The sequence below is a fragment of the Sphingopyxis sp. genome, assembly GCF_050725655.1.
Lineage (GTDB): Bacteria > Pseudomonadota > Alphaproteobacteria > Sphingomonadales > Sphingomonadaceae > Sphingopyxis.
In genome coordinates, this window is the sequence record NZ_JBOHHT010000066.1 from 12,390 (window position 1) to 34,688 (window position 22,299).

26 protein-coding genes and 1 tRNA gene are annotated in these 22,299 nt (G+C 65.4%); 11 read left to right on the forward strand and 16 right to left on the reverse strand.

Features of this window, described 5'->3' with window-relative positions; all coding sequences use genetic code 11:
- Positions 1 to 70: 70 nt before the first annotated feature.
- Positions 71 to 346, forward strand: coding sequence for a CBU_0592 family membrane protein (locus ACREBX_RS09255; protein ID WP_431561452.1), 276 nt, complete (start codon positions 71 to 73; stop codon positions 344 to 346).
- Here the strand turns inward: ACREBX_RS09255 and ACREBX_RS09260 are convergent.
- The 6 genes from ACREBX_RS09260 to ACREBX_RS09285 form a co-directional block, all read right to left on the reverse strand.
- Positions 343 to 1,797, reverse strand: coding sequence for an amidohydrolase family protein (locus ACREBX_RS09260; protein ID WP_431561453.1), 1,455 nt, complete (start codon positions 1,795 to 1,797; stop codon positions 343 to 345). The genes ACREBX_RS09255 and ACREBX_RS09260 overlap by 4 nt on opposite strands.
- A 51-nt stretch (positions 1,798 to 1,848) precedes the next feature.
- Complete coding sequence (locus ACREBX_RS09265; RefSeq protein ID WP_431561454.1) at positions 1,849 to 2,295, reverse strand: GFA family protein; 447 nt, start codon at positions 2,293 to 2,295, stop codon at positions 1,849 to 1,851.
- A 114-nt stretch (positions 2,296 to 2,409) separates the two neighbouring features.
- Positions 2,410 to 2,485: transfer RNA gene (locus tag ACREBX_RS09270), tRNA-Val, on the reverse strand.
- Positions 2,486 to 2,543: 58 nt separating this feature from the next.
- Positions 2,544 to 3,515 (reverse strand): magnesium and cobalt transport protein CorA, encoded by a 972-nt coding sequence (locus ACREBX_RS09275; protein WP_431561455.1) that lies wholly within the window; start codon positions 3,513 to 3,515, stop codon positions 2,544 to 2,546.
- Between the two features lie 74 nt (positions 3,516 to 3,589).
- A complete protein-coding gene (locus tag ACREBX_RS09280; protein WP_431561456.1) occupies positions 3,590 to 4,102 on the reverse strand; it encodes a hypothetical protein in 513 nt (170 codons plus the stop codon).
- A 38-nt stretch (positions 4,103 to 4,140) separates the two neighbouring features.
- Positions 4,141 to 5,166, reverse strand: coding sequence for a MarR family transcriptional regulator (locus ACREBX_RS09285; RefSeq protein WP_431561503.1), 1,026 nt, complete (start codon positions 5,164 to 5,166; stop codon positions 4,141 to 4,143).
- Between the two features lie 244 nt (positions 5,167 to 5,410).
- On the opposite strand from ACREBX_RS09285, the gene ACREBX_RS09290 reads away from it, so the two are divergent.
- From ACREBX_RS09290 to ACREBX_RS09315, 6 genes are read left to right on the forward strand one after another with little or no spacing between them, the layout of a single operon-like run.
- Entirely contained in the window at positions 5,411 to 5,989 is a 579-nt protein-coding gene (locus ACREBX_RS09290) for a thermonuclease family protein (RefSeq protein ID WP_431561457.1), read from the forward strand.
- 48 nt (positions 5,990 to 6,037) lie between these two features.
- Positions 6,038 to 6,415 (forward strand): fluoride efflux transporter CrcB, encoded by a 378-nt coding sequence (crcB, locus tag ACREBX_RS09295; protein ID WP_431561458.1) that lies wholly within the window; start codon positions 6,038 to 6,040, stop codon positions 6,413 to 6,415.
- Positions 6,412 to 7,644, forward strand: a complete 1,233-nt coding sequence (locus ACREBX_RS09300; RefSeq protein WP_431561459.1) for an RluA family pseudouridine synthase — start codon at positions 6,412 to 6,414, stop codon at positions 7,642 to 7,644. The genes crcB and ACREBX_RS09300 overlap by 4 nt, the downstream gene beginning before the upstream one ends.
- Positions 7,644 to 8,264, forward strand: coding sequence for an FMN-binding negative transcriptional regulator (locus ACREBX_RS09305; protein ID WP_431561460.1), 621 nt, complete (start codon positions 7,644 to 7,646; stop codon positions 8,262 to 8,264). The genes ACREBX_RS09300 and ACREBX_RS09305 overlap by 1 nt, the downstream gene beginning before the upstream one ends.
- On the forward strand, positions 8,261 to 8,497 hold the full coding sequence (locus ACREBX_RS09310; RefSeq protein ID WP_431561461.1) for a hypothetical protein: 237 nt from the start codon (positions 8,261 to 8,263) through the stop codon (positions 8,495 to 8,497). Before ACREBX_RS09305 ends, ACREBX_RS09310 begins: the two co-directional genes overlap by 4 nt.
- 7 nt (positions 8,498 to 8,504) lie before the next feature.
- The gene (locus ACREBX_RS09315; protein WP_431561462.1) at positions 8,505 to 9,194 is read left to right on the forward strand and encodes an ATP12 family protein; all 690 of its coding nucleotides are present in this window, start codon (positions 8,505 to 8,507) and stop codon (positions 9,192 to 9,194) included.
- Here the strand turns inward: ACREBX_RS09315 and ACREBX_RS09320 are convergent.
- The 4 genes from ACREBX_RS09320 to ACREBX_RS09335 form a co-directional block, all read right to left on the reverse strand.
- Entirely contained in the window at positions 9,191 to 9,994 is an 804-nt protein-coding gene (locus ACREBX_RS09320; RefSeq protein ID WP_431561463.1) for a crotonase/enoyl-CoA hydratase family protein, read from the reverse strand. The two genes, ACREBX_RS09315 and ACREBX_RS09320, sit on opposite strands and share 4 nt — an antisense overlap.
- On the reverse strand, positions 9,991 to 10,608 hold the full coding sequence (locus tag ACREBX_RS09325; RefSeq protein WP_431561464.1) for a 2-hydroxychromene-2-carboxylate isomerase: 618 nt from the start codon (positions 10,606 to 10,608) through the stop codon (positions 9,991 to 9,993). Before ACREBX_RS09325 ends, ACREBX_RS09320 begins: the two co-directional genes overlap by 4 nt.
- A 4-nt stretch (positions 10,609 to 10,612) precedes the next feature.
- Positions 10,613 to 12,145, reverse strand: coding sequence for an acyl-CoA synthetase (locus ACREBX_RS09330; RefSeq protein WP_431561465.1), 1,533 nt, complete (start codon positions 12,143 to 12,145; stop codon positions 10,613 to 10,615).
- Between the two features lie 274 nt (positions 12,146 to 12,419).
- Positions 12,420 to 13,133 carry a response regulator transcription factor gene (locus tag ACREBX_RS09335; RefSeq protein WP_431561466.1) on the reverse strand — a complete coding sequence of 238 codons (714 nt, stop codon included), beginning with the start codon at positions 13,131 to 13,133 and terminating at the stop codon, positions 12,420 to 12,422.
- Positions 13,134 to 13,220: 87 nt separating this feature from the next.
- Here ACREBX_RS09335 and ACREBX_RS09340 point away from each other — a divergent pair, with 87 nt between their 5' ends.
- The gene (locus ACREBX_RS09340) at positions 13,221 to 14,753 is read left to right on the forward strand and encodes a class I adenylate-forming enzyme family protein (protein WP_431561467.1); all 1,533 of its coding nucleotides are present in this window, start codon (positions 13,221 to 13,223) and stop codon (positions 14,751 to 14,753) included.
- Between the two features lie 320 nt (positions 14,754 to 15,073).
- Here the strand turns inward: ACREBX_RS09340 and ACREBX_RS09345 are convergent, their stop codons facing one another.
- From ACREBX_RS09345 to crtY, 6 genes are read right to left on the reverse strand one after another with little or no spacing between them, the layout of a single operon-like run.
- Complete coding sequence (locus ACREBX_RS09345; protein ID WP_431561468.1) at positions 15,074 to 15,592, reverse strand: AAA family ATPase; 519 nt, start codon at positions 15,590 to 15,592, stop codon at positions 15,074 to 15,076.
- On the reverse strand, positions 15,589 to 16,158 hold the full coding sequence (gene pnuC, locus ACREBX_RS09350) for a nicotinamide riboside transporter PnuC (protein WP_431561469.1): 570 nt from the start codon (positions 16,156 to 16,158) through the stop codon (positions 15,589 to 15,591). Before pnuC ends, ACREBX_RS09345 begins: the two co-directional genes overlap by 4 nt.
- On the reverse strand, positions 16,155 to 17,126 hold the full coding sequence (locus ACREBX_RS09355; RefSeq protein WP_431561470.1) for a phytoene/squalene synthase family protein: 972 nt from the start codon (positions 17,124 to 17,126) through the stop codon (positions 16,155 to 16,157). The genes pnuC and ACREBX_RS09355 overlap by 4 nt, the downstream gene beginning before the upstream one ends.
- Positions 17,126 to 17,707, reverse strand: a complete 582-nt coding sequence (locus ACREBX_RS09360) for a TIGR00730 family Rossman fold protein (protein ID WP_431561471.1) — start codon at positions 17,705 to 17,707, stop codon at positions 17,126 to 17,128. Before ACREBX_RS09360 ends, ACREBX_RS09355 begins: the two co-directional genes overlap by 1 nt.
- Positions 17,704 to 19,179: a phytoene desaturase gene (locus ACREBX_RS09365; protein WP_431561472.1), complete on the reverse strand. Its 1,476-nt coding sequence runs from the start codon at positions 19,177 to 19,179 to the stop codon at positions 17,704 to 17,706. Before ACREBX_RS09365 ends, ACREBX_RS09360 begins: the two co-directional genes overlap by 4 nt.
- A complete protein-coding gene (gene crtY, locus ACREBX_RS09370; protein WP_431561473.1) occupies positions 19,176 to 20,330 on the reverse strand; it encodes a lycopene beta-cyclase CrtY in 1,155 nt (384 codons plus the stop codon). The genes ACREBX_RS09365 and crtY overlap by 4 nt, the downstream gene beginning before the upstream one ends.
- Positions 20,331 to 20,423: 93 nt before the next feature.
- Between crtY and ACREBX_RS09375 the strand changes: the two genes are divergently transcribed.
- The 3 genes from ACREBX_RS09375 to ACREBX_RS09385 are packed head-to-tail and all read left to right on the forward strand — an operon-like array spanning position 20,424 to position 22,298.
- Positions 20,424 to 21,176, forward strand: coding sequence for a ParA family protein (locus tag ACREBX_RS09375; protein ID WP_431561474.1), 753 nt, complete (start codon positions 20,424 to 20,426; stop codon positions 21,174 to 21,176).
- Between the two features lie 35 nt (positions 21,177 to 21,211).
- A complete protein-coding gene (locus ACREBX_RS09380) occupies positions 21,212 to 21,943 on the forward strand; it encodes a sterol desaturase family protein (RefSeq protein ID WP_431561504.1) in 732 nt (243 codons plus the stop codon).
- Positions 21,900 to 22,298, forward strand: coding sequence for a DUF2141 domain-containing protein (locus ACREBX_RS09385; protein ID WP_431561475.1), 399 nt, complete (start codon positions 21,900 to 21,902; stop codon positions 22,296 to 22,298). The genes ACREBX_RS09380 and ACREBX_RS09385 overlap by 44 nt, the downstream gene beginning before the upstream one ends.
- Position 22,299 lies beyond the last annotated feature (1 nt).

The following is a 22,299-nucleotide window of genomic DNA, read 5'->3' on the forward strand; positions in this document are numbered from 1 at the left end:
ATGAGCGCCCGCCCCCTCACCGGGGCGGGCGTTTTCGTTTGGAGAGGATTTTCGTTTGGAGAGGAAGCGCATGAGCGCGGAAATCATCGTCATCGAGATCATCGGCTGGGCTGCCGCGGTCGTCATCCTCGCCGCCTATATCCTGCTGTCGCTCGGCAAGCTTGCAGGACGCAGTTACCTTTACCAATGGATGAATGTGATCGGGGCCGGCGGGTTCATCGTCAATTCGGGCTATAATGGCGCGCTACCCTCGGCGGTGCTCAATGTCATCTGGGCCGCGATGGGGCTGTTCACCCTTTGGAGCGTCTGGCGCGCCCGGCAAGTCGCGCGCGCCATCGTCCCTTAGGGCTTGGCCGCCGCATTCCATGCCGCCACTTTCGCGCGCGTATCGGCGAGCATCTTGTCGAGCGCCGCGCGATCCTGCACCGCGCCGCGCATCACCACCGTATCGATGGCGCGCGTCGCCGCGACGTCCTCGAGCGGATTCTTCGTCAGCAACACCAGATCGGCCGCCATGCCCGGCTTGATCGCACCGTAACGATCGAGCCAGCCGAACCACGCCGGGCCTGCGCGCGTTGCCGAGGCGAGCGCCTGCGCCGGAGTCAGCCCCTTTTGCGTAAAGAGTTCGATCTCGTCGTGAAGTCCAAAGCCCGGATAATTGAAGCTGTTGAGGAAACCCGCGTCGGTCCCCGCGATGATCGGCACGCCCGCTTCGGCGAGCATCGGCAGGATCGTCGCAATATCCTCGATCTGCTTGTGGCGCGTCGCGATACCCGCGGCGTCGGCCTTTGCCGCGCGCTCGATGCGCCAGTCATAGGTCTTGCGGAGCTTTGGCCCGATATAGGCGAGGCCCGCATCCTTCGAATGATCGTCGCTATCGAGATAGGCGATGATGCGGCTGCCGTTCAGCGTCGGTGTCACGAACACGCCTTTGACGGCGAAGCGGCGATAGGCGGCCATCGCGGTGTCGCGGTCGAAGCCCGCATCGAGCCGGCGGTTCGCTTCGGCGCGGTCGATGCGCCCCGCCGCGAAATCGGCGGCAATTGCAGCCTCGTCCTTCGCCCCGGCGTTATAGGCATAGTCGAGATGCTCGATCGAGCTGATCCCGGCGTCCACCGCCTGATCGACCGTCAACGCCATCGGGATATGCCCCGATGTGCGCAGGCCAAGCGCCTTGGCCTTGGTCAGCGCATAGAGGAACAATTCGGGCTTCAGCGTGCTGTCGGTGATCTTGACGAAATCAACCTTGTCGCGCGTCTTGAGGCGATCGAGCGCGGCGTCAACATCGGCTTCGCTGCCGACCTCGATCGTTCCTTTCCAGACCGGCGCGATACCCTCGATCTTTGCACCCGATGTCAGCAAGCGCGGTCCGAACAGGCTGCCGCTCGCAATTTCGCTACGCCAGGCGAGCACCTGTTCGGGCAAATCCCCCGAACAGTCGCGGATCGTCGTGATGCCGTTCGCGATATAGAGCGGCAACAGCGCCCTATTCTCATCGATCAGTTCGGGTCCGCCGCCGAAATGGACATGCATGTCCCAGAGACCCGGGATCAGATAGCGCCCCTTGCCCTCGACCGTTCGCGCCGCGCGCCAGTCCTTCGCAATCACCGCATCGGCGCCGACCGCAACGATATCGTCGCCTTTCAGCACCACCGCCTGTCCGGCGACCGTTTTCGCCGCCTCGACATCGACGATTGTCACATGGCGGATGACGACATCGCCTTGTTTCGGCGCGGCAAGCGCGGGCGAAGCAATAGCGAGCAGAGCGGGTGCGAGAGCGGCAAACAGATATTTCATGAAGGCGACCTTTTCTCGAATAGCCGTCCCTTAACCCCATCGGCGACGAGATCAAGCGACCCAGACGCCCGCGTCCTTGTGCCATTCCTCGATCGATTTCTCGGGATAGAGATCGAACGCCGCATCGCGTGGCCCGATGCCGGGTTCGACCCACTCCGCCTTATATTTGAGCATCAGGTGGACGCGCGACGACGGCACCGGCAGCGGCGAATCGATCGCGCTCGCAAAAGGATGGATGAGGTCAGGCCAGGTCGGATCATAGAGCCACAGTGCCGACCCGCATTCGCGGCAGAACCGTCGTTCGCCGCTCGAAACTTCGCAAGTTTCATGCTCGTCGTCTTCGATCCGCGCGCGAAAGAGACCAAGATGCGCTTCGCCTTCGACCTTTAGCGACCTCGCGTCGGCGCCGAGGTTGATCGCGTAGCCCCCGCCACCCTGCTGTTTCCGGCAAATCGAACAATAGCAAAGCTGGTACGGCACGGGTGTGTGGCTCTGCATGGAAAAGCGTATCGCGCCGCACCGGCACGAGCCTTTGAGTTCGCACGGCATCGGATTTCCTTTCAAGCCATCATCGGCTGTAAAGGCGCAACGCACGATGACGCGGAAGGTTCGTGGTGGGCGCTGACGGGCTCGAACCGCCGACCCTCTCGGTGTAAACGAGATGCTCTACCAACTGAGCTAAGCGCCCCCGAAGGGAGGTGCGCCCCTGCCATAAGCCGCCGCCGCTGGCAAGCGGGTCGCGCGCGTCAGAGCCAGCGGATATGCTTGAAGCGCCAGAACACCAGCCCCGACCCGCCGAAGATCAACGCAAGAGCGAACGGATAGCCAAAGGCCCAGTCGAGTTCGGGCATGAATTCGAAATTCATGCCATAGATGCCTGCAATCGCCGTCGGTACGGCGAGGATCGCCGCCCAGGCGGCGAGCTGGCGCGTGATCACGCCCTGCCGTTGCTGCTCGAGCATGCCGTTGGTCTCGATCACCGACGCAGCGACATCGCGAAGGCCGGAGAGCCGGAATTCGGCGCGCTGCACATGGTCCCAGATGTCGCGGAAGAAGGGGCGCACGGCAGGGTCGATATTGGGCAGGTCGTCCTCGGTCGCAAGGCGTCCGGCAACCTCCTTCATCATGCCCACCAGGCGCTGGAAGCGGATGATCTCATGCCGCTGGGTGTAGAGATGGCGAATATCGGCGGCGTCGAGCGGCGTGTCCATCACGCTGTCCTCGACCGCGAGCATCCGGTCCTCGATCGCGTCGACAACCGGAAAATAGCCGTCGACGATGAAATCAAGCACCGCATAAAGGACATAGTCAGGCCCGTGCGCGAGCTTGGCGGGCAGCGTTTCAAGCCGCGCCCTGATGTCGGTGTGCGTTCGCGCCGACCCGTGACGGACGCTGACGAAAAAATGCGGACCGATGAAAAAGGCGGTTTCGCCGGGCTGAATGATGTCGGCGTCGAGGTTGGCCGTACGGGTGATGACGAACAGCTGATCGCCATAAGCCTCGACCTTCGGCAACTGGTTCGCCTTCAGCGCATCCTCGACCGCCAGGGGGTGAAGGCCAAAGCGTTTGGCGATGCCTTCGAGTTCGCCCGGCGTCGGCTCGTAAAGGCCAAGCCAGAAAAAATCGCCGTCGTCGCAATCTTCGGGAATCGCTTCGTCCGGACCGATGTCGCGGACAAGCTTGCCGTCATGATAAACGCGGGCGGCCATGATCGGCATCGGCAGAAAACTCCATTGAAGTGCGGCGCTTACATAGTGCGCCCCGCAGCGAAGGGAAATGCCCCGGATTCGGGCTAGGTGTCCCGGCTGTCGTATGCCCATTGCAGCAGCGCCTGCCGCTGTTTCGGTCGGCAAAAGAGGTCGCCCGGTTCGCAATGCTTGCGCACTTGCGCGGCGTGACGCCGGAAGGCGCGCCACCGCGCAATCTGGCGATGGTCCTCGCCCGGCATCCGCCGCCCCGAATAATAGCGGCAATACCATTGGAACCAGCCGCGCGGGTCGTCGGGATGGATCCACCCTTTCTGGATCCAGACATGCAAGGGAACACTCGCGCGGATGCCGAAATAGTTGAGCGAACAGTCGGCCCGTCCGGGTGCAAGCTTCGCGTTCCGGAACCAGCTTGCCGGGAATTCGGCGGTGCAGTCGGTCAGATATTTGCCGCAGAATACCCCGAGTTCCAGCATCTCGGCCGGCGCAAGTTCGGGTTCGAAACCGGGATCGAAAGCCTTCCCCATCGGGGCGGTGCGCAAATAGCGATAACCCTGCTGCATCCGGTCGTTCACGACCACTTCGACGGCATCCTTCATGCCCGAAATCTACGCCAGGCGAACGGCGTGGGCCATGCCTATTCTTCGAGCGCCTCGAAATAGCGGGCGAGCGCGTCGCCGGCGCCTTCGGCAAGCGCGATGAAGATGCGGCGACCGTCGTGCGGGTCGTCTTCGCGCAGGAACAGACCCGCATCGGTCATCGTCTTGATCCAGCGCAGCGCCGTCGTCGCGGGAACCGCGGCGGCGATGCACAGGCTCGACACCGACACCGGCTGGCGCTCGAGCCTCGCGGCATAGAGGTCGAGCAACATGTCCCAAGCCGGATCGGCGAACAGGTCGGCGGGGAAATATTGCTCGCGCATCCGTCGCTGGCGCAGCATCCGCCGCACCGCCTTGGCGCGCTGCCGATCGAGCGTGCGATCTTCGGGAACGAAGCTGCGCGGCATCGCGGCAAAGTCGCGCGCCGGCGCGCGTACCTGTCCCGCATAGTCGGGCAGATCCTCAGCCCGCGATGCAAAGCCCATGGGTGTGCCGGGAAGACCGCCCCGTTGGCCGGCGAGATCGCCGAGCAGGCGCGAAATGCGCGCGACTTCTTCCTGCAGCCGGTCGATCCGCTCCATCGCATCGTCGCGTGCGATGTCGTGGAGGATGCCGTGCCGCGTCTGCCTTGCTGCCGCCAGGGCGACGAGCCGGTCGGTCGGATCGGGTTCGACCAGGAACTGGACGTCGAGCGCCGCCGGAATGGCGGCCGCGACCCGGTCGAGCGCGACCAGTGTGGTTTCGCATATGAGATTGCAGCCCCGTTCGCCCGCCGCCGCATATATGTCGCCCAGCGTTTCGCCTTCGATCGTCTCCGCCGCGGCGAGCCAGATAATGTCCAGTGTCGCCGTTTGCCGGATGTAATCCGCCGCGCGCAACGGCGGGAGCGTTCTGACGAGGCGCACTTCAGCGAGCGGAGCCGTGTCGGGCCAATCGACCTCTGACCCCACGAACAAAAGTGGCGACGCAACAGAGTCGAGGATTCCGCCGATCGTCTCGGGCGGTCCCGCATATCCTGCACCGAAACCTCCCGGCGCGATTGCCAATCTATCCAGCGTCTGCATCACTTGGCCCACCATGTTACCCGTCCCCCATCGCTCCATCCTGGCGTAAGCATGCCGTCATTTCGGCGGTATTCACCTTTTGTTCGTTCCCGTTTGCCGCCAATCCGGACCCAAGCTCGATATTCTGCATGAGTCGGCGCGTGTCGGCCGTTATGGAATAGGTCCATTTTGGACATGATTTGTTCTCATCGTCAACAATTTATTCGCGCTTGCCAAGCTGCCGACATCGAGTCAGGCCAGCCCGATGGTTTCCGGCCCCTCCTCGCTGACCCGCCTCCGCCGGCGACGGCGCTTCCGGTCACTGCTCGCGCTGCTGTTGCTCGCCGGGCTCGCCTTTGTCGCATGGGTGTGGTTGCCGGCGCCCGCGCTGACCATGCCGCTCGTCCATGTGATCGACGGCGACAGCCTGACGATGCGGCAGAATGATGCGCCGCTGACGATCCGCCTGACCGGCATCGACGCGGTCGAATATCGGCAGGATTGCGCGCGCGACGCCGCCCGCTGGCCCTGCGGCCGCGAAGCACGCGCCACGCTCGAAAAACTGGCGGGCCGCGGGCCGCTCTATTGCGAGGTCGCGGCAAAGGATCGTTACGACCGCACGCTCGCCGCATGCCGCACCGCCCCTTTCCCGGACGGCATCGACCTCGGGGCCGAAATGGCGCGGCTCGGCTGGGCGGTTGCGACGAGCGATGCCTATATGGTCGAGGAAGCCGAGGCGCAGGCGAAGCGGCGCGGCATCTGGCAGGGCGACTTCGTCCGCCCCGAACAATGGCGCGCAACGCACGAGCGTCCGGCCACCGCGCCGAGGCCGCCCGACACATGAAAACGCGCCCGCTATGCCTCGCCGTCGTTTCCGGCTAGGGCGAGCCTCATGAACAGCCTGTTTCCCGTCATGATCGGCGGCGCGATCGGCGCCGGCGCCCGCCATCTGGTCGGCCAGGCGATGCTCGCGCGGTTCGGCCCGGCCTTCCCATGGGGGACGCTGTCGATCAATATCGTCGGCAGCCTGTTGATGGGCCTGTTCGTCGGCTGGCTCGCGCGCAGCGGTGACGGCGACACGACGCGGCTGTTCGTCGGCGTCGGGATTCTTGGCGGTTTCACCACCTTCTCCTCTTTCAGCATGGAAAATTGGATGCTTTTCGAACGCGGCCAAAACGCTCAGGCAGCCGCCTATGTCTTCGCGTCCGTCGTCGGCGCGATCACCGCCTGCGGGCTCGGTCTGTTCCTTGTGCGGCAAGTGCCGGCATGAGCGACGCCAAAGCCAATCTCGATGGCGCGACCATCGCCGAGGAAGACGACGGCATCCGGCTCGACCGCTGGTTCAAGCGCCACCGCGAGGGAACGCCGCACGCGCTGCTCGCGCGCTGGGCGCGCTCGGGACAGCTGACGCTCGACGGCAAAAAGGCCGATGTGTCGGACCGCATCGCGACGGGGCAGAAACTTGTCATGCCGACCCCGCCGGTCGAGACCATGGCGCGACCGGCGCGCAAGGGCCGTCCGCTGACCGACGCCGATGTCGAGCTGGCAACGGGCATGATGATCCACCGCGACGCGAGCGCGATCGTGCTGAACAAGCTGCCGGGGCTCGCGACGCAAGGCGGCACCAAGACCGAACAGCATGTCGACGGCCTGCTCGACGCGCTGAAATTCGACGGACCGACACGGCCGAAACTCGTCCACCGGCTCGACAAGGATACGTCGGGCGCGCTGTTGATCGCGCGGACACCGAAGGCCGCGGCTTATTTCGCCAAAAGCTTTTCGAATCGCAGCGCGAAAAAGACCTATTGGGCGCTGATCGTCGGCGTGCCCGACATCCAGCAGGGCGAGATCGACCTGCCGCTCGCCAAGCAGCCCGGATCGGGCGGCGAGAAAATGCACGTCCACGACAGCGGCCTCGCATCGAAGACGCGTTACCGCGTGATCGAGCGCGCGGGGAACAGCACCGCTTGGGTCGAGCTGCAACCGCTGACCGGCCGCACCCACCAGCTGCGCGTCCATATGGCGGCGATCGGCCACCCGATCGTCGGTGACGGCAAATATGGCGGCAAGGGCGCGTTCCTGACCGGGACGATCAGCCGCAAGATGCATTTGCACAGCCGCCGCCTGCGCATCGACCATCCCGACGGCGGCGCGATCGATATCAGCGCCGACCTGCCCGATCATTTCGCCGCAAGCATGGACGATCTGGGCTTCGACCTGCTGCTCGGCGATATCGGCATCGACGCGGGCGAAAAGGGTCCGCCGCCCAAATCGGCGCTCAAGGCTCAGGCGAAAGCGCACAGCAAACAGATCCGCAAGGCGCGGCGCGGCGAACGGCGCGGCCGCACGGCAGAGGGCAAGCCCACCGACTTCGTCGGCAAGCCCAAGCCCAAGGCGAAAGCGAAACCGGGCAAGCCCGGCAAGCCGGCGCCCGGGAAACCTGCGGGCAAGAAGCCGAGCGCGAAGAAGCATCCGGCGCGCCCGCCCAAGGCGAGCTGATGCACCCCAACTCCGCCTTCCGCCCGCGGCAGGACGATCTCGCCGAATTGCTGGTGCGCGAGATCGGTTTTGCCGCGATCTTTGCGAGCACGCCCGACGGGCCGCGCGTCGCGCATGTGCCTGTGGTGCTGAGCGACGACCGGGCAACGCTGCAATTTCATCTCGCGCGCGGCAATGCGCTGACCCGCCACCTGGGCGGCGCGAACGCGCTCGCCGTGGTGCAGGGTCCCGACGCCTATGTCAGCGCAAGCTGGTACGCCGACATCGACCAGGTGCCGACGTGGAACTATGTCGCCATCGAGATGGAAGGCACGGCGCGCAAGCTCGACGACGCGGCGCTCGTGGCACAGCTCGACACGCTTTCGGCGCAGCACGAAGCGCGCGTGGGTGCCGATCCGCCGTGGACGCGGGGCAAAATGAACCCCGCGCTGTTCAGCAAGATGACCGGCGCCATTGTCGGCTTCGAAATGCGGATTACCTCATGGCGCCCGACGATCAAGCTGTCGCAGAACAAGTCCGCCGACGAACGCGCGCGCGTGATCGAAGGGGTCGAGGCAACGGGCCACGGCGCGCTCGCACAGTTGATGCGGCATCTGGGCGGCGATAGGGAGGGTGTATGAACCAGACCGACGACGCGCTCGCCAAAAAACGCTTCTTCGCCCTCAACGCTATGCGCCTGATGGGCGCGATCTTCGTACTCATCGGTTTCGTGCTGATCCGCGGCGGATGGGAACTCGCCGGACAGCCGACCGATCGCTGGATCGGGGTCGCCGTCGTGCTCATCGGCGCGTTCGATTTCGCGGTCATGCCGCTGCTCCTCGCGCGCCGCTGGCGATCGCCCAAAAACCTGTGATCGACCCGTGAAGCGATTCTGGAAAGAGGTCACCGTCGTCGCAGAGGATGGCGGCTGGGGTATCGCGCTCGATGGCCGGCCGGTGCGCACGCCACAGCGCGCGGCGCTGGCCGTCGCAAGCGCTGCGCTCGCCGAAGCAATCGCCGCCGAATGGCGCGATGTGGGCGAGACGGTCGAGCCGGCGGCCATGCCGATGACGGGCCTGACCAACGCCGCGATCGATCTGGCGACACCCGACCTCGCCGCCTTCGCCGCGCCGGTCGCCGCTTATGCGCAGAGCGACCTCTTCTGCTATCGCGACGCGCGCGATGCCGCGCTGCAGGCCGAGCAGGCGGCGGCGTGGAACCCGTTGCTCGCCTGGGCCGAGGCACACTACGGCATCGAATTTACCCTGACGCAGGGCGTGCTGCCAGTCGACCAGCCCGAAGCGACGGTTGCGACGCTGCAGGGCGCCATACTGGCGCAGGACGCTTGGCGGATCACCGCGCTGACGCCGCTGGTCACGATCGGCGGATCGCTCGTCGCCGGCCTCGCCTTGCTCGAAAACGCGTTCGACGCCGACGCCTTGTGGGAGGCGGTCAGCCTCGACGATCTCTATCAGGAACGCCGGTGGGGCGCCGACAGCGAAGCGCAAAAGGCGCGCGCCATCCACAAACGCGACTGGGACAATGCGGCGCGGTTTTTGACGCTGCTTTAGTCGGCGAAGTTCGGCTTTCGCTTCTGCATCCCGGCCATCACCGCTTCCATCTGGTTCGGCGTGCGGATGACCTTCACCTGTTCGTCGCTTTCGGCCTGCAATATCTCGGCGTCGCTCGCATCGGCGAGCATGTTGCACAATCGCTTGGCGCCGCGGATCGCGTGCGGGTTCTTGTCGGCAATCCCCGCCGCCAGTTCCATCGCTTTCGCCAGCGGATCGTCCGACACATGTGTCGCGAAACCCAACAGCTTCGCCTCAGAGCCGTTGAATTCGCGGTTGGTGTAGATCAGCTCGCGCAGCACATCGTCGGCGACCTGCGTGCGCCACAGCGCCATGCCCGCGACATCGGGAACAAGGCCCCAGCGCATTTCCATGATTGCGATGCGGGTGTCGGGATGCACGATGCGAATGTCGGCGGCCGCCATGATCTGGCTGCCCGCACCAAAGGCGACGCCGTGAACCGCCGCAATCACCGGCACCGGGATTTCGCGCCAGCCCCATGCGGCATATTGGGCATTGTTCGCGATTCCCCGCGTCCGGTCCGACAGGCTGCCGCCCGCGCTGCTCGCGCCCGGATCGCGATCGTTGCTGAGGCTGGAGAGGTCGAGCCCGGCGCAGAAAGCGCGGCCCTCGCCCGACAGCACGACGACGCGGAGGCCCGCCGTCGCCTTGAGCTGGTCGACCGCTTCGGCCAGCGCTTCCCACATCGCGGGGTCGAGCGCGTTCATCTTGTCGGCGCGGATCAGGCGGACGTCGGCGATCCCGCCTTCGAGCATGGTGATCGAAATACGGTCTTTCATCGGAGAGCCCTCTTTAGAGCGGCTTCGACGAGCGGAAGCTGGTCGTTGCCGAAATACATATCGTCCTTGTCGACGAAAATCGTCGGCGACCCATAGCCGCCGCGCGCGATGACTTCATCGGTGTTCGTGCGCAGCCGGGCCTTCACCATATCACTGCCCGCCGCGGCGGCGAGCGCAGCACCGTCGAGCCCCTCGGCATCCGCGACCGCCGTGAGCACGGCGGGGTCGTCGAGATTCTCTTGCCGCTCGAAATAGCTCGCGAAGACGCCGCGCGCGAAACGGACAAGCGCCGCCTGATCCTCTTCGAGCGCGGAGCAGAAACGCATCGCGGTGATGCTTTTTGCCGGGTGCCACTGCGACGGGAAATTCATTGGTACGCCCGCGAGCCGCGCCCAATCCTTCAATATCTTCCAGCTATGCTGCAGCCGCCGGTTGTCAGCCTGCTCGCGCGCCGCATAGACGGCGGGGTTCACCGCGTTGAACACCCCGCCGACGAGGATCGGCCGATAGACCGCCGTGGTCCCCGTCCGTTCGAGCACGCCCGGCAGATTGTGGAACGCGAGGCGGGTCCAGGGCGAGGAGAGGTCGAAGAAGAATTCGACGCGCGCGGCCATGGGATCAGACCTCCGCCTTTGCCTTTTCCCAATATTGGTCGCGGAGCAGCCGCTTGTAGAGCTTGCCGGTATCGTGACGCGGCAGCGCTTCGAGGAAGTCGATGCGGCGCGGGATTTTCACCCCCGACAATTTCTCGCGCGCGTAGGTCAGCAATTCGGCACGGAACGCATCGGTGGCGTCGGCCATGTCGGCGGGCTGGATGACCGCAATCACCTCCTCGCCCATTTCGTCGTGCGGACCGCCGACGACCGCGACGTCGGCAACCTTGGGATGCGTGACGAGGTGGTTCTCGATTTCCTGCGGATAGATGTTCACGCCGCCCGAAATGATCATGAAGCTCTTGCGATCGGTCAGATAGAGGAAGCCATCTTCATCAACTTTGCCCACATCGCCAAGGGTCGACCAGCCCTTCGCGTTGCGGCTGGAGGCGGTTTTCTCATTATCCCCATGATATTCGAAGACATTTTCGCTTTCGAAGAAAACCGCGCCTTCCTCGTTCGCACCGAGCTCGGTTTCATTGTCCTCGCCCATGATGTGAATCGCGCCGAGGATGGGGCGGCCGACACTGCCTCTGTGCGTCAACCAGTCGGCGCTGGAGATGAAGGTCATGCCATTGCCTTCGGAGCCGGCGTAATATTCGAACAATACCGGGCCCCACCAGTCGATCATCGCCTGCTTGACCGGGACCGGGCACGGGGCCGCGGCGTGGATCGCGACCTTCAGCGAAGAGGTGTCATAACGCGAGCGGACATCGTCGGGCAGCTTCAGCATGCGCACGAAATGCGTCGGCACCCACTGGCTGGCATTCACGCGATATGTTTCGATAAACGAAAGCGCCGCTTCGGGATCGAATTTCTTCATCAGCACGACGGTGCCGCCGAGCCGGTGGATCGTCATCGACCAGCGCAGCGGCGCGGCGTGATAGAGCGGCGCGGGCGAGAGATAGATGCTGCCCGAATTGATCTGGAACACCGCCGAGGCGAGCATGACGAGGCTGTTCGCCGCGTCGATCGCCGGATCCTCGGGCAGCGGCACGCGCACGCCCTTGGGCCGGCCGGTGGTGCCCGACGAATAGAGCATGTCGACCCCGGCGCGCTCGTCGGCGACCGGCGTAGCGGGCATCGCGCCGACCGCGTCCTCCCAACTGGCGTATCCGGGGATGTCGCCGCCCATCGCAAAGCGCTTGATGCCCGTCGTGAGTTGCTGCGCGGCGCCCGCGAGGCTCGCCGACACGATGAGGATCTGTGCGCCCGAATTTTCGAGGATATAATCGGTCTCGTCCTGCGTCAGCCGCGACGAGATGCAGACATAGCGGAGGCCCGCGCGCTGCGCGCCCCAGGTCAGCCCGTAATAATGCGGGGTGTTGTCGAGCATGAAGGCGACGACATCCTCATGCCCCAGCCCGTGCGCGCGAAACAGCTGCGCCGCGCGGTTCGAGGCCGCATCGAGTTCACCATAGCTGATCGCCTCCCCCGTTTCGGCGACGATGATCGCGGCTTTGTCGGGATTGGCGCGGGCGTGGACTGAGGGGTGCATCGGCTGGCTCTCCGGGAATCATTGCTTTCTTTATGTCGAAGATCAGTAGCAACCTGAAACTTTCGGTCAAGCAAGCTGGGACCGGTGGCAGGATTGCGCTCAAGAAGCGGCAGATGCGAAGCAGGATTATACGGTACAACTGATCCTCCCTGCCGCGAAGCGGTGGGGAGGTGGCGGCGCAAAGCGCTGACGGAGGGGCTTTGACGCCACCGTCGCGGCCCCTCCACCACCCTTCGGGTGGTCCCCCTCCCCATCGCTACGCGACAGGGAGGATTCAGTCCGGCCGCGAGCGCAGCGTGTACCCCTGTCCCTTCACGGTATGCAGCATCGGCCAGTCGAACCCCCGGTCGACCTTCGCGCGCAGCCGCGACATATGGACCTCGACCCGGTTGGTGCCGGGGTCGAAATCGATCCGCCACACGGCCTTCAGAAGGGCGGCACGCGACAAGGGCCGGTCGGGAACGCGCGCGAGATTTGCCAGCAGATCGAATTCGCGGAGCGGCAGGCGGATCAGTCGTCCCGCACGTTCGACCCGCCGGTCGATCAGGTCGATCCGCAACTCGCCCTCGCCCAACCGCCCGGCCGCGATGCGGCTGCGCCGCAGCAGCCCTGCAATGCGCGCCAGCACTTCGGGGAGGTTACTGGTCCAACCGACCGCATCATCGGCGCCGGCGCCGAGGGCGATCATCCGTTCGTCGAAGGAATCTTGGTCCGATACGATCATCAGCGGCCGCGACCCGGCAATCGATCGCATCAGCCGGACGAACTCGGACGGCTCCTGCCAGTCGAGAAAGGGGTTGATGAGCAACAGGTTGAAGCAGCTGTCGCTCCAGAACCGGAGGCCGTTGACGTGCGGCGGCAGGATCAACGCCTCGCAACCCGCCGCCTCGATCGCCGCGCGCAGTCTCTCCGCCCGCGCCGCCAGCGGATGATAGATGGCGACCAGCAACTTCCTGTCGCCTTCCCCGATCTCGCCCGATGATGCCATGCTGAGCCCCCGTCGTCGTCGCAACATCGTGTCGCGCCGCCGCCCCACCGGCATTGCACCGCCTTTCGGCTGTGCTAACCCTAACCGATGACCAGTATCGAAATGCTTGACAGCGACTTCGCCACCCTGACCGACCTCGTCCGTGCCCATGCCGCGGAGCGTCCCGATGCCGTAGCGGCTGCCGACGCGCTTCGGCGGCTGAGCTGGTCCGAACTGGATCAATTGACCGACCGAATCGCCGCGCGGTTGCAGCAGGACGGATTTACAAAAGGAGAGCGCACCGCAATCGCCGGCCTCAACAGCGTCGAGCAGATGGCGGTGATCCTCGGCACGCTGCGCGCCGGCGGCGTGGCGGGACTTGTCACCAACAGTGCGACCGGCGAGCAGATGGCGGCGATGATCGCCGACACCGGTGCGCGCCACCTGTTCCTTGACAATGCTGCGAAGACGAGCCTCGACGGGCATGTCATCACCGCGAGCGACCTGATCGCGATGGACGGCAGCGATGCGGGAACGCCCCTCGACGCCTGGCTGTCGCCGGCCGGCGCACAGCCCACGCCGGTCGAGATTTTGCCCGAGGACGGGTTCAACATCATCTATTCGTCGGGCACCACGGGCACGCCCAAGGGTATCGTCCACAGCCATGCGATGCGCTGGCAGCACATCGTCCGCGGGGCGCCCGCCCATGGCGCCAATGCGGTGACGATCCTGTCGACCCCGCTCTATTCGAACACGACGATGGCGAGCTTCATGCCGACGGTCGGGTCGGGCGGGCAGGTCGTGTTGATGAAGAAATTCGACGCGCGCGGCTTCCTCGAACTCGCGGCGCGCGAACGCGCGACCAACACGATGCTGGTGCCGGTGCAGTATCGGCGGATCATGGCGCTGGAGGATTTCGGCGACTTCGACCTCTCCAGCTTCGTCGTCAAATATTGCACCTCGGCGCCCTTCCCGGCGACGCTCAAGGCCGATGTGCTGCAACGCTGGCCGGGCGGGCTCGTCGAAATTTACGGCATGACCGAGGGCGGCGCGGCGTTCATCCTCGAGGCGCATCAATTCCCCGACAAATTGCACACTGTCGGCAAGCCCGCACCCGGGCATATCGCGAAAGTGATCGACGAGGATGGCAACGAGCTGCCGCAGGGCTCGGTCGGCGAAGTCGTCGGCCGGTCGCCCGCGATGATGACGGGGTATAACAACCGCCCCGACGCGACCAAGGCGATGCACTGGTACGACACCGAGGGGAACCTCTTCTATCGCCACGGCGACATCGGCCGCATCGACGAGGATGGGTTCCTGACGCTGATGGACCGCGCCAAGGACATGATCATCTCGGGGGGGTTCAACATCTTCCCGAGCGACCTCGAAGCGATATTGATCGCCGACGACCGCGTCGTCGAGGCGGCTGTGGTGGGTATGCCGAGCGAGGAATGGGGCGAGACGCCGGTCGCGTTCGTCGTGCTGAAACCCGACGCCGATGCGGAAAGCGTGCGCGCCGACTGCAACGCCAAGATCGGCAAGACGCAGCGGCTGAGCGCGATTACGGTCGTTGAAGAGTTGCCGCGCAGCCCGATCGGCAAGGTACTGAAGCGCGAACTTCGGGATGCCTACGTCCGATAACAGCCGGGCCGCCAGCTAGCGACTGGAAGCGGGCATAAATCCTCCCCGTGCCGCAGGCATGGGGAGGGGGACCGCGCCCGCAGGGCGTGGTGGACGGGCGACAACGGTGCGCCAAAGCCCCTCCGTCAGCGCTGCGCGCTGCCACCTCCCCATCGCTGCGCGACGGGGAGGACCTTTCCCTTCTTCGTCACCCTGGACTTGATCCGGGGTCCATCAAACTGATGTCGCGCGAATGGATCCCGGATCAAGTCCGGGATGACGAAGAAGGGACGTCCGCAAGCCACCCCAAAGCAGAAACTCTCAGGCGTCCGCAGATTCGGTCAGGGCAAGTCTGCCGCCATTATCGCCGCCAGCGCATTCTGCAGCCGTGCATCGCCTTCGCCCTCGACCCATGCCCATTTGAGTTTGCGCCGGTCGAGTTCGCCGATCGCGACCTCCATGAACTGGTCGCGTGCCAGCTCGCTGCCGAACAGGCGGGTGCCGTCCTCCTCCCACAGCAGGTCCATCGCGGGGACAAGGTAGAGGTCGGCGACTTCGTCCCACAAGTCGATTTCGGGCAGGCGGCGGCCGAGCAGCATGATCGCCCATGCCTGCGTCATCAGCGCATCGGTGTCGGACACCAGCCATAGGGGCTGCTGCGCGAGCGCTTCGCGCGTTGCCGCCCGATGGCCGTCGAAGATCGCGAGCAGATCGACCTCGTCGAGATCGGTGCCGTTCGCCTCGGCATAGGTGCGGCCATATTCGGGGACGACAAGCCCGCCGAGCTGGAGCGCCAGGCGCGGCGCGAGCGTCGATTTGCCGGTGCTTTCGGCGCCGTGGAGGCAGATATGGCGGGTCATATCGCCACCCTGCCCGTCGCCGCCGCGCGCCGCCACTGGAGCAGGCCGTCGATCGACAGGCCGAGCAGCACGACATAGACGGCGCTGGTCGCGTAAAGGCCGCGCCATGCGAACAGCGGCACCGCGATCAGATCGACCGCGATCCAGAGGAACCAGCTTTCGACCCGCCGCCGCGCAAGCAGCCATTGCGCGGTGATGCTGAGCATCGCGATCGCGCCGTCGACCCACGGCGCGATCGCGTCGGTGTAGCGGTCCATCGCAAAGCTCCAGCCGACCCACGCGACGATCGTCGCGAGCGCCCAGCCCTGGCGCGCGCGGTCGGTCATCCAACGCACCGGCACCCCGCTATCGTCGCGCGCGCGCATCCAGGCGGCCCAGCCATAAAGGTTGAGAACGAAGAAAAAGCCCTGGAGCAGCATGTCGCTGTACAGCTTCGCCTCAAAGAAAACGAAGGCGTAGAGCGTCACCGCGACGAGCGCGAAGGGATAGTTCCACACGCTGCGCAGTGCGACGAGCGCGACATTGGTCAGCACAAATGCCGCCGCAATCCATTCGAGATAGCTCATGCGTCGGCCCCGTGGCGCTCGACGTGCCTGGGGCGGGTCCACAGCCCGTCGCGGCTGATGCGCCGCTGCGGCGGACGGCGCAGCACCGACCAGCCCGCGCGCGCGACCCATCCCAATTTTGCGAGGAGCGAAGTCCCCGCACGGTGGTCCCACGCATGATCGCCGCGCGACCGCACTTCGCGCGCGATGTCGCCATAGATGCCCGCAGCGGCGAGCACCGCCCAGCGGCTGCGCGGGGGCAGCTTGCGTGCCCCCCAGCGCGCCGATGCCTCATATTCCTCCGCCATTTCGGACAGCCATTTCGCCATCACCGACAGGCGCCCGCGAAAGGCGGGGTGCATATGCTGACCCGGCGGGATGTCGAGTTCGACCATCCATTCGACCGGCAGGTAACAGCGGTCGGCGGCGGCATCCTCGGCGACGTCGCGCGCGATATTGGCGAGCTGGAACGCGATGCCGAGGTCAGAGGCACGGTCAAGCGTGGTTTCGTCGGCGGGATCGATGCCCATGACGAGCGCCATCGCGACCCCGACCGCGCCCGCGACATGATAGGCGTAGCGGAGCAGGTCGGCCTCGCTGCGCGGGCGCCAGTCCTTCGCGTCGAGTTCGAAGCCCGCGACGATATCGTCGACGACCCAGCGCGGGATCGCAACCTCGGTGAGCAGGAAACCGAGCGCGTCGAACGCCATGTCGCCTGTCGGCTCCCCCGCGAAAGCCTTGTCGGTCTGCGCGCGAATATAGGCGACCGCGGCGACCGGATCATGGTCCGGTTTCATCGCGCCGCCATGATCCTGCCCGTCGGTCAGATCGTCGGCGGCACGGCACCATGCGTAGAGCAGCCAGACGCGCTCGCGCGTTTCACGGTCGAAGAGCTGGCTGGCCAGCGCAAAGCTTTTCGATCCGCGCGCGATGCTGTCGTGCGCGAAACCGTGGAGGGCATGTGCATCATAGGCCCCCTCTTCGATCATTACAGATTTTCGGCCTTCATCGCGAAGATCGTCTTGTGCGGCACATAGGCCGCCATCTTGTCGAGCAGATCGTCGAGCCCGGCATCGACGATCATGATCCCGGCGTGTGCCGGGCGGATGAAGCCGACTTCGACCATGTTCCGGTTGAAGGCGATGAGGTCGTTGTAGAAGCCCGCGGCGTTGAGCAGCCCGACGGGTTTGCTGTGATAGCCGAGCTGCGCCCAGCTGATCGCTTCCCACAGTTCGTCCATCGTGCCGACCCCGCCTGGGATGGTGAGGAAGCCGTTCGACAGGTCGGTGAACATCTTCTTGCGTTCGTGCATCCCCGAAACGACGTGGAGTTCGGTGCAGCCGCGGTGTGCGACCTCGGCACCGACGAGCGCTTCGGGAATGATCCCGATCACCTCACCGCCGGCCTCGAGCGCGCTGTCGGCGACCGCGCCCATCAGCCCCAATCGGCCGCCGCCATAGACGACGCCAATCCCGCGCTGCGCCAAGGTGCGCCCGACGTGGCGCGCGGTATCGATATAGATGGGATCTTCGGGGGTCGCGGACCCGCAATAGACGGCAAGGCGTTTCATTTTTCTTCCAACATCAGATTGGCGGTCGCCTTGGCGCTGCCGACGACCCCCGGGATACCCGCGCCCGGATGCGTCCCCGCGCCGACGAAGTAAAGGTTCGAAATCACATCGTCGCGGTTGTGCGCGCGGAACCATGCGCTTTGCCAGAGAACAGGTTCGAGGCTGAACGCGCTGCCGAGATGCGCCGACAGGTCGCGGCCGAAATCGGCGGGCGTGTAATGGAAGCGGGTGACGAGGTTGGCGCGGAGGCCGGGGGCGACGCGGCGTTCGACCTCTTCGAGGATGGCATCGGCGAAGCGCGCCCCGAATTCACCGTCCCAATCGGCCTTGGCCTTGCCAAGATGCGCGACGGGGGCGAGCGCGTAGAAGGTCGCGTGGCCGGGCGGCGCCATTCCGGGATCGGTGACGCTCGGATGGTGGAGGTAGATCGAGAAGTCTTCGGGCACCACGCCGCCGTAAATATCGTCGAGCAGGCCCTTGTAACGCGGGCCGAAGAGGATGCTGTGGTGCGCGATGTCGGGATAGCTGCCCCTCACGCCGAAATGGACGACGAAGAGCGAGGGCGACCAGCGTTTGCGCGCGAGGCTCCTGGCGACCCTCGCGCCGCGGGGATGATCGAGCAGCACCTTGTAGCTGTGCATCAGGTCGCCGTTGCAGGCGACCATATCGGCGTCGCCGTGCCAGCCGCTTTGCGTTGTCACGCCGGTCACCCGGGCGCTTGCGGTTTCGATCTTCGTCACCGGATCATCGAGCCGCAGCGTGCCGCCCAATCGCTCGAACAGCCGCACCATGCCGCCGACGAGCGCGTTGGTGCCGCCGCGCGCGAACCAGACGCCGCCTTCCTTCTCGATCGTGTGGATCAGGGCATAGATGGCGCTCGTCGTCATCGGGTTGCCGCCGACGAGCAGGGTGTGGAACGATAAAGCCTGCCGCAGCCGCTCGTCCTGCACATAAGAGGCGACGATCGAGTAGACGCTGCGCCATGCCTGATATTTCATCAGCGCGGGCGCCGCCTTGATCATCGACGCGAAGTCGAGAAAGGCGACCGCGCCGAGCTTCACATAGCCTTGCTCATGGACGCCCTTCGAATAGGTGAGGAAGCTGTCGTAGCCTTCGACGTCGGCGGGATGGAGCTTCGCGATTTCGGCGCGGAGCGCGGCCTCGTCGTTCGAATAATCGAAATTCGTCCCGTCGGGCCAGTTGAGACGGTAGAAGGGCATCACCGGGACGAGGTCGACGTCGGTCGCCATTTCCTGCCCGCTCAGCGCCCATAATTCTTCGAGACATGGCGGATCGGTAATCACCGTCGGCCCCGCATCGAACGTGAAACCGTCTTTCACCCAATGGTACGCGCGCCCGCCGGGCTTGTCGCGTGCCTCGACGATCGTCGTTTCCGCTCCCGCCGATTGCAGCCGGATCGCGAGCGCGAGCCCGCCAAACCCCGCGCCGATGACGATGGCCTTGCGGCTCATTTCCAGTCAAAACGCCGCAGCGCGGCCAGCGCGCGGCCGACAGGCACCGGCGGTTTGCCCGACAAGATGCGCAGCTTGTCGCCTCGCGTCGACCGCCCGGCGTAAAAGCGCGCTATGAGCCCCGGCGACAGGCGATAAAAGCGCTGGAAGATGCGGTAGCGCGCATCGGGCTCGGCGGCGCGAAAGAGCATCGCGCCGAGCATCCGGTAGAAACGCTGGCGCCGCCAGGCTGCCGCCGCGCGGCCGCGAAGGATAGCCGGAAAGTTGGCGCGGTCGACGAGGTCGGGTAGCGCCGACGCGGTGCGCACGGCGTCGGGCAACGAATAGCCGGTCGTCGCATGGAAAACGCCCGCGCGCACCCCGATCCGTCCGGTGCGGTCGGATGCCGGCCACAGCCGGTCGAAATCGCCCGCCACCACCACCGGCAGCACGCCGGTTTCCTCACGCGTCACCGCCGCGACATCCCACCGCCGGTCGGCGGCATAAGCTGCGATGCGTTCGCTTACGGCGGCAACATCGAGATCGGGGTCGTCGCTGTAATAGGTGTCCTCGACGAAGATCGTCTCGGCATCGAACGGCAGCAGATAGACGAAGCGATAGCCGTCGATCTGTTCGACGCTCGCGTCCATCACCACGGGGTGCTCGACGCCGTGCCCGCCCTTCACCGTCAGCGCCTGACCGACGAATTTCTGCCAGCCGCAGTCGAGCGTCGGGAATTTGGTGGCGCCGCGCGCGTCGATGACATGCTTTGCCGAAAGCCGCCCGCCGCGTGAAAGCAGCACATGGTCGGGCGCGACATGCTTCGCCTTGTCGGCGATAATGCGCCCCGCGGGCAGCGCCGCCGCGACCGCTTCGGCCAGCGCCTCGCCGGTGATGCTCTTGTACCCCATCCGCAGGGTGCGGCGATACAAGGGGAAGGCGACGTCATAGCGACCCCAATGGTGGCGGACGAGCGGCGCGACGAGCCAGCGATCTTTCTTTGCGATATCGCTGTCGAAGAAGGACCAGATATGGTTGCCGCCGATCGGCCCCGGCTCGATCAGCCGCACGTCGAGGTCGGGCCGTTTCGCCGCGAGCGCGAGCGCCGCGAGCCCGCCCGCCAGCCCGCCGCCGACGATGGCGATATCGCAGCGGGGAAGATCGGCGGTCATATTCCTGCCCTAGCGGTGGCAGCGGCGAAGCGCAAAGCCGTTCGGCCTGCTGTGCGCTTGACTCGCCGCGCGAAACGACGGAGTCCAAAGAATATGAGCAAGCAGGCGCATGTCATCGCGGTCTATAGCCTGAAGGGCGGGGTCGGAAAGACCAGCCTGGCGGTGAACCTTGCAGCCGAAGCCGCATTGCAGGCGGGCGGGCGGACCTTGCTGTGGGACCTCGACGGTCAGGCCGCCGCGAGCTTCATCCTCGACTATGACGGTCCGGGCAAGCGCACCGCCGACCAGGTGTTCGACCGCGACGTCGCCCCCGCCAAACTGGTAACGAAGACCGCGATCGATAGGCTCGACCTGTTGCCCGCCGACACCTCGCTGCGCGGGCTCGATGCGCTGTTCCTCGATGCCGGCAAGAAGAAGCGCCTTGCCAAGCTGCTGGCCGACATCGGCGCCGATTATGACCGCATCATCCTCGATTGCCCGCCGGGACTCACCGAAACGAGCGAGCAGATGATGCGTGCCGCCGACCTGATCGTCGTGCCGGTGATCCCGTCGCCGCTGTCGCGCCGCGCGCTCGACGAGGTGATCGCGCATCTGCGCCCCGCTAAAAAGCACAGCACGCCATTAATGCCCGTCTATGCGATGGTCGATGGCCGGCGCGCGCTCCACCGCGACGCGCTCGCCGCCGAAATGGCGTGGCCGGTGCTGCCGATGGCGAGCGTCGTCGAACAAATGGCGGTGCGACGCCGGCCGCTCGCCGCATATGCCCGGCGCAGCAAGGCGGGGCAGGCTTATGCGCTGCTGTGGCAGCGCGTCGCGGCGCTGCTCGGCCCGCGCAAACCCGGGTGACCCCGGCGCTCTCCCTGTTGGGGTCCGCGCTCGCGATGACGCTGATCGTCGGCGTGCGTTATCTGATCACCAGCGGCGCCTTCGCCTTTGCGACGCGGGTCCGGCATCCCGGCCTCTATCGGGGGCTCGAAACCCAGATGCGCCGCGAGATCGGCTGGAGCCTCGCGAGCGCCGCGATCTACGGCATTCCGGCCGGGGTCGTCGCATGGGGGTGGCAGGCGCATGGCTGGACGCGCATCTATACCGACGTCGCCGCCTTTCCGCTGTGGTATCTGCCCGTCAGCCTGTTCGCCTACCTGTTGATCCACGACACATGGTTTTACTGGACGCACCGCTGGATGCACCGGCCCGCACTGTTCCGCATCGCGCATAGCGTGCACCACGACAGCCGGCCGCCGACCGCGTGGGCGGCGATGAGCTTTCATCCTGTCGAGGCGGCCACCGGCGCGATCGTCATCCCCGCGCTCGTCTTCCTCGTCCCGATCCATGTCGCGGTGCTGGGGCTCGTGCTCGCGATCATGACGATCATGGGTGTGGGCAATCATATGGGGTGGGAGATGTTCCCGCGCGCGCTTGTTCATGGACCCGCGGGGCGATGGCTGATAACCGCAACGCACCACGAGCAGCATCACGCCGCTTACCGGGGGAATTATGGGCTCTATTTCCGCTTCTGGGACAAGGCGTGCGGCACGGATCTTGGCCTTGGCGACTTTGGGCGCAGCTTTGCCGCTGCTGATCGGCGCCGCAAGCACACCGCCGACGGTTGAGGTCAGCGTCACCGGGCTGCGCAGCGCGAAGGGACAAATCCTTGTCTGCCTGACGACCAATCCCAAAGCCTTTCCCGACTGCAGCAAGGACAAGGCGTCGGTACGGATGGCGGTGAAGGCGGCCGACGCCGGCGATTTCCTTGTCCATGCCCCGGCGGCAGGCACCTATGCGATCGCGGTCGTCCATGACGAAAACAGCAACAACAAGATGGATGTCGCGATCTTCCTGCCAAAGGAAGGCTTCGGCTTTTCGCGCAATCCGACGATCACCGTCGGACCGCCCAGTTTCAAATCGGCAAGCTTCGCGGTCGCGGGCGATATGCGCCAGTCGATCAAGATGAAATATATGCTCTAGT

Coding starts and splice junctions, on each gene's coding strand:
- ACREBX_RS09255 (WP_431561452.1), top strand. CDS start 71: ATGAGCGCGGAAATCATCGTCATCGAGATCATCGGCTGGGCTGCCGCG.
- ACREBX_RS09260 (WP_431561453.1), bottom strand. CDS start 1,797: ATGAAATATCTGTTTGCCGCTCTCGCACCCGCTCTGCTCGCTATTGCT.
- ACREBX_RS09265 (WP_431561454.1), bottom strand. CDS start 2,295: ATGCAGAGCCACACACCCGTGCCGTACCAGCTTTGCTATTGTTCGATT.
- ACREBX_RS09275 (WP_431561455.1), bottom strand. CDS start 3,515: ATGCCGATCATGGCCGCCCGCGTTTATCATGACGGCAAGCTTGTCCGC.
- ACREBX_RS09280 (WP_431561456.1), bottom strand. CDS start 4,102: ATGAAGGATGCCGTCGAAGTGGTCGTGAACGACCGGATGCAGCAGGGT.
- ACREBX_RS09285 (WP_431561503.1), bottom strand. CDS start 5,166: ATGCAGACGCTGGATAGATTGGCAATCGCGCCGGGAGGTTTCGGTGCA.
- ACREBX_RS09290 (WP_431561457.1), top strand. CDS start 5,411: ATGGTTTCCGGCCCCTCCTCGCTGACCCGCCTCCGCCGGCGACGGCGC.
- crcB (WP_431561458.1), top strand. CDS start 6,038: ATGAACAGCCTGTTTCCCGTCATGATCGGCGGCGCGATCGGCGCCGGC.
- ACREBX_RS09300 (WP_431561459.1), top strand. CDS start 6,412: ATGAGCGACGCCAAAGCCAATCTCGATGGCGCGACCATCGCCGAGGAA.
- ACREBX_RS09305 (WP_431561460.1), top strand. CDS start 7,644: ATGCACCCCAACTCCGCCTTCCGCCCGCGGCAGGACGATCTCGCCGAA.
- ACREBX_RS09310 (WP_431561461.1), top strand. CDS start 8,261: ATGAACCAGACCGACGACGCGCTCGCCAAAAAACGCTTCTTCGCCCTC.
- ACREBX_RS09320 (WP_431561463.1), bottom strand. CDS start 9,994: ATGAAAGACCGTATTTCGATCACCATGCTCGAAGGCGGGATCGCCGAC.
- ACREBX_RS09325 (WP_431561464.1), bottom strand. CDS start 10,608: ATGGCCGCGCGCGTCGAATTCTTCTTCGACCTCTCCTCGCCCTGGACC.
- ACREBX_RS09330 (WP_431561465.1), bottom strand. CDS start 12,145: ATGCACCCCTCAGTCCACGCCCGCGCCAATCCCGACAAAGCCGCGATC.
- ACREBX_RS09335 (WP_431561466.1), bottom strand. CDS start 13,133: ATGGCATCATCGGGCGAGATCGGGGAAGGCGACAGGAAGTTGCTGGTC.
- ACREBX_RS09340 (WP_431561467.1), top strand. CDS start 13,221: ATGACCAGTATCGAAATGCTTGACAGCGACTTCGCCACCCTGACCGAC.
- ACREBX_RS09345 (WP_431561468.1), bottom strand. CDS start 15,592: ATGACCCGCCATATCTGCCTCCACGGCGCCGAAAGCACCGGCAAATCG.
- pnuC (WP_431561469.1), bottom strand. CDS start 16,158: ATGAGCTATCTCGAATGGATTGCGGCGGCATTTGTGCTGACCAATGTC.
- ACREBX_RS09355 (WP_431561470.1), bottom strand. CDS start 17,126: ATGATCGAAGAGGGGGCCTATGATGCACATGCCCTCCACGGTTTCGCG.
- ACREBX_RS09360 (WP_431561471.1), bottom strand. CDS start 17,707: ATGAAACGCCTTGCCGTCTATTGCGGGTCCGCGACCCCCGAAGATCCC.
- ACREBX_RS09365 (WP_431561472.1), bottom strand. CDS start 19,179: ATGAGCCGCAAGGCCATCGTCATCGGCGCGGGGTTTGGCGGGCTCGCG.
- crtY (WP_431561473.1), bottom strand. CDS start 20,330: ATGACCGCCGATCTTCCCCGCTGCGATATCGCCATCGTCGGCGGCGGG.
- ACREBX_RS09375 (WP_431561474.1), top strand. CDS start 20,424: ATGAGCAAGCAGGCGCATGTCATCGCGGTCTATAGCCTGAAGGGCGGG.
- ACREBX_RS09380 (WP_431561504.1), top strand. CDS start 21,212: ATGACGCTGATCGTCGGCGTGCGTTATCTGATCACCAGCGGCGCCTTC.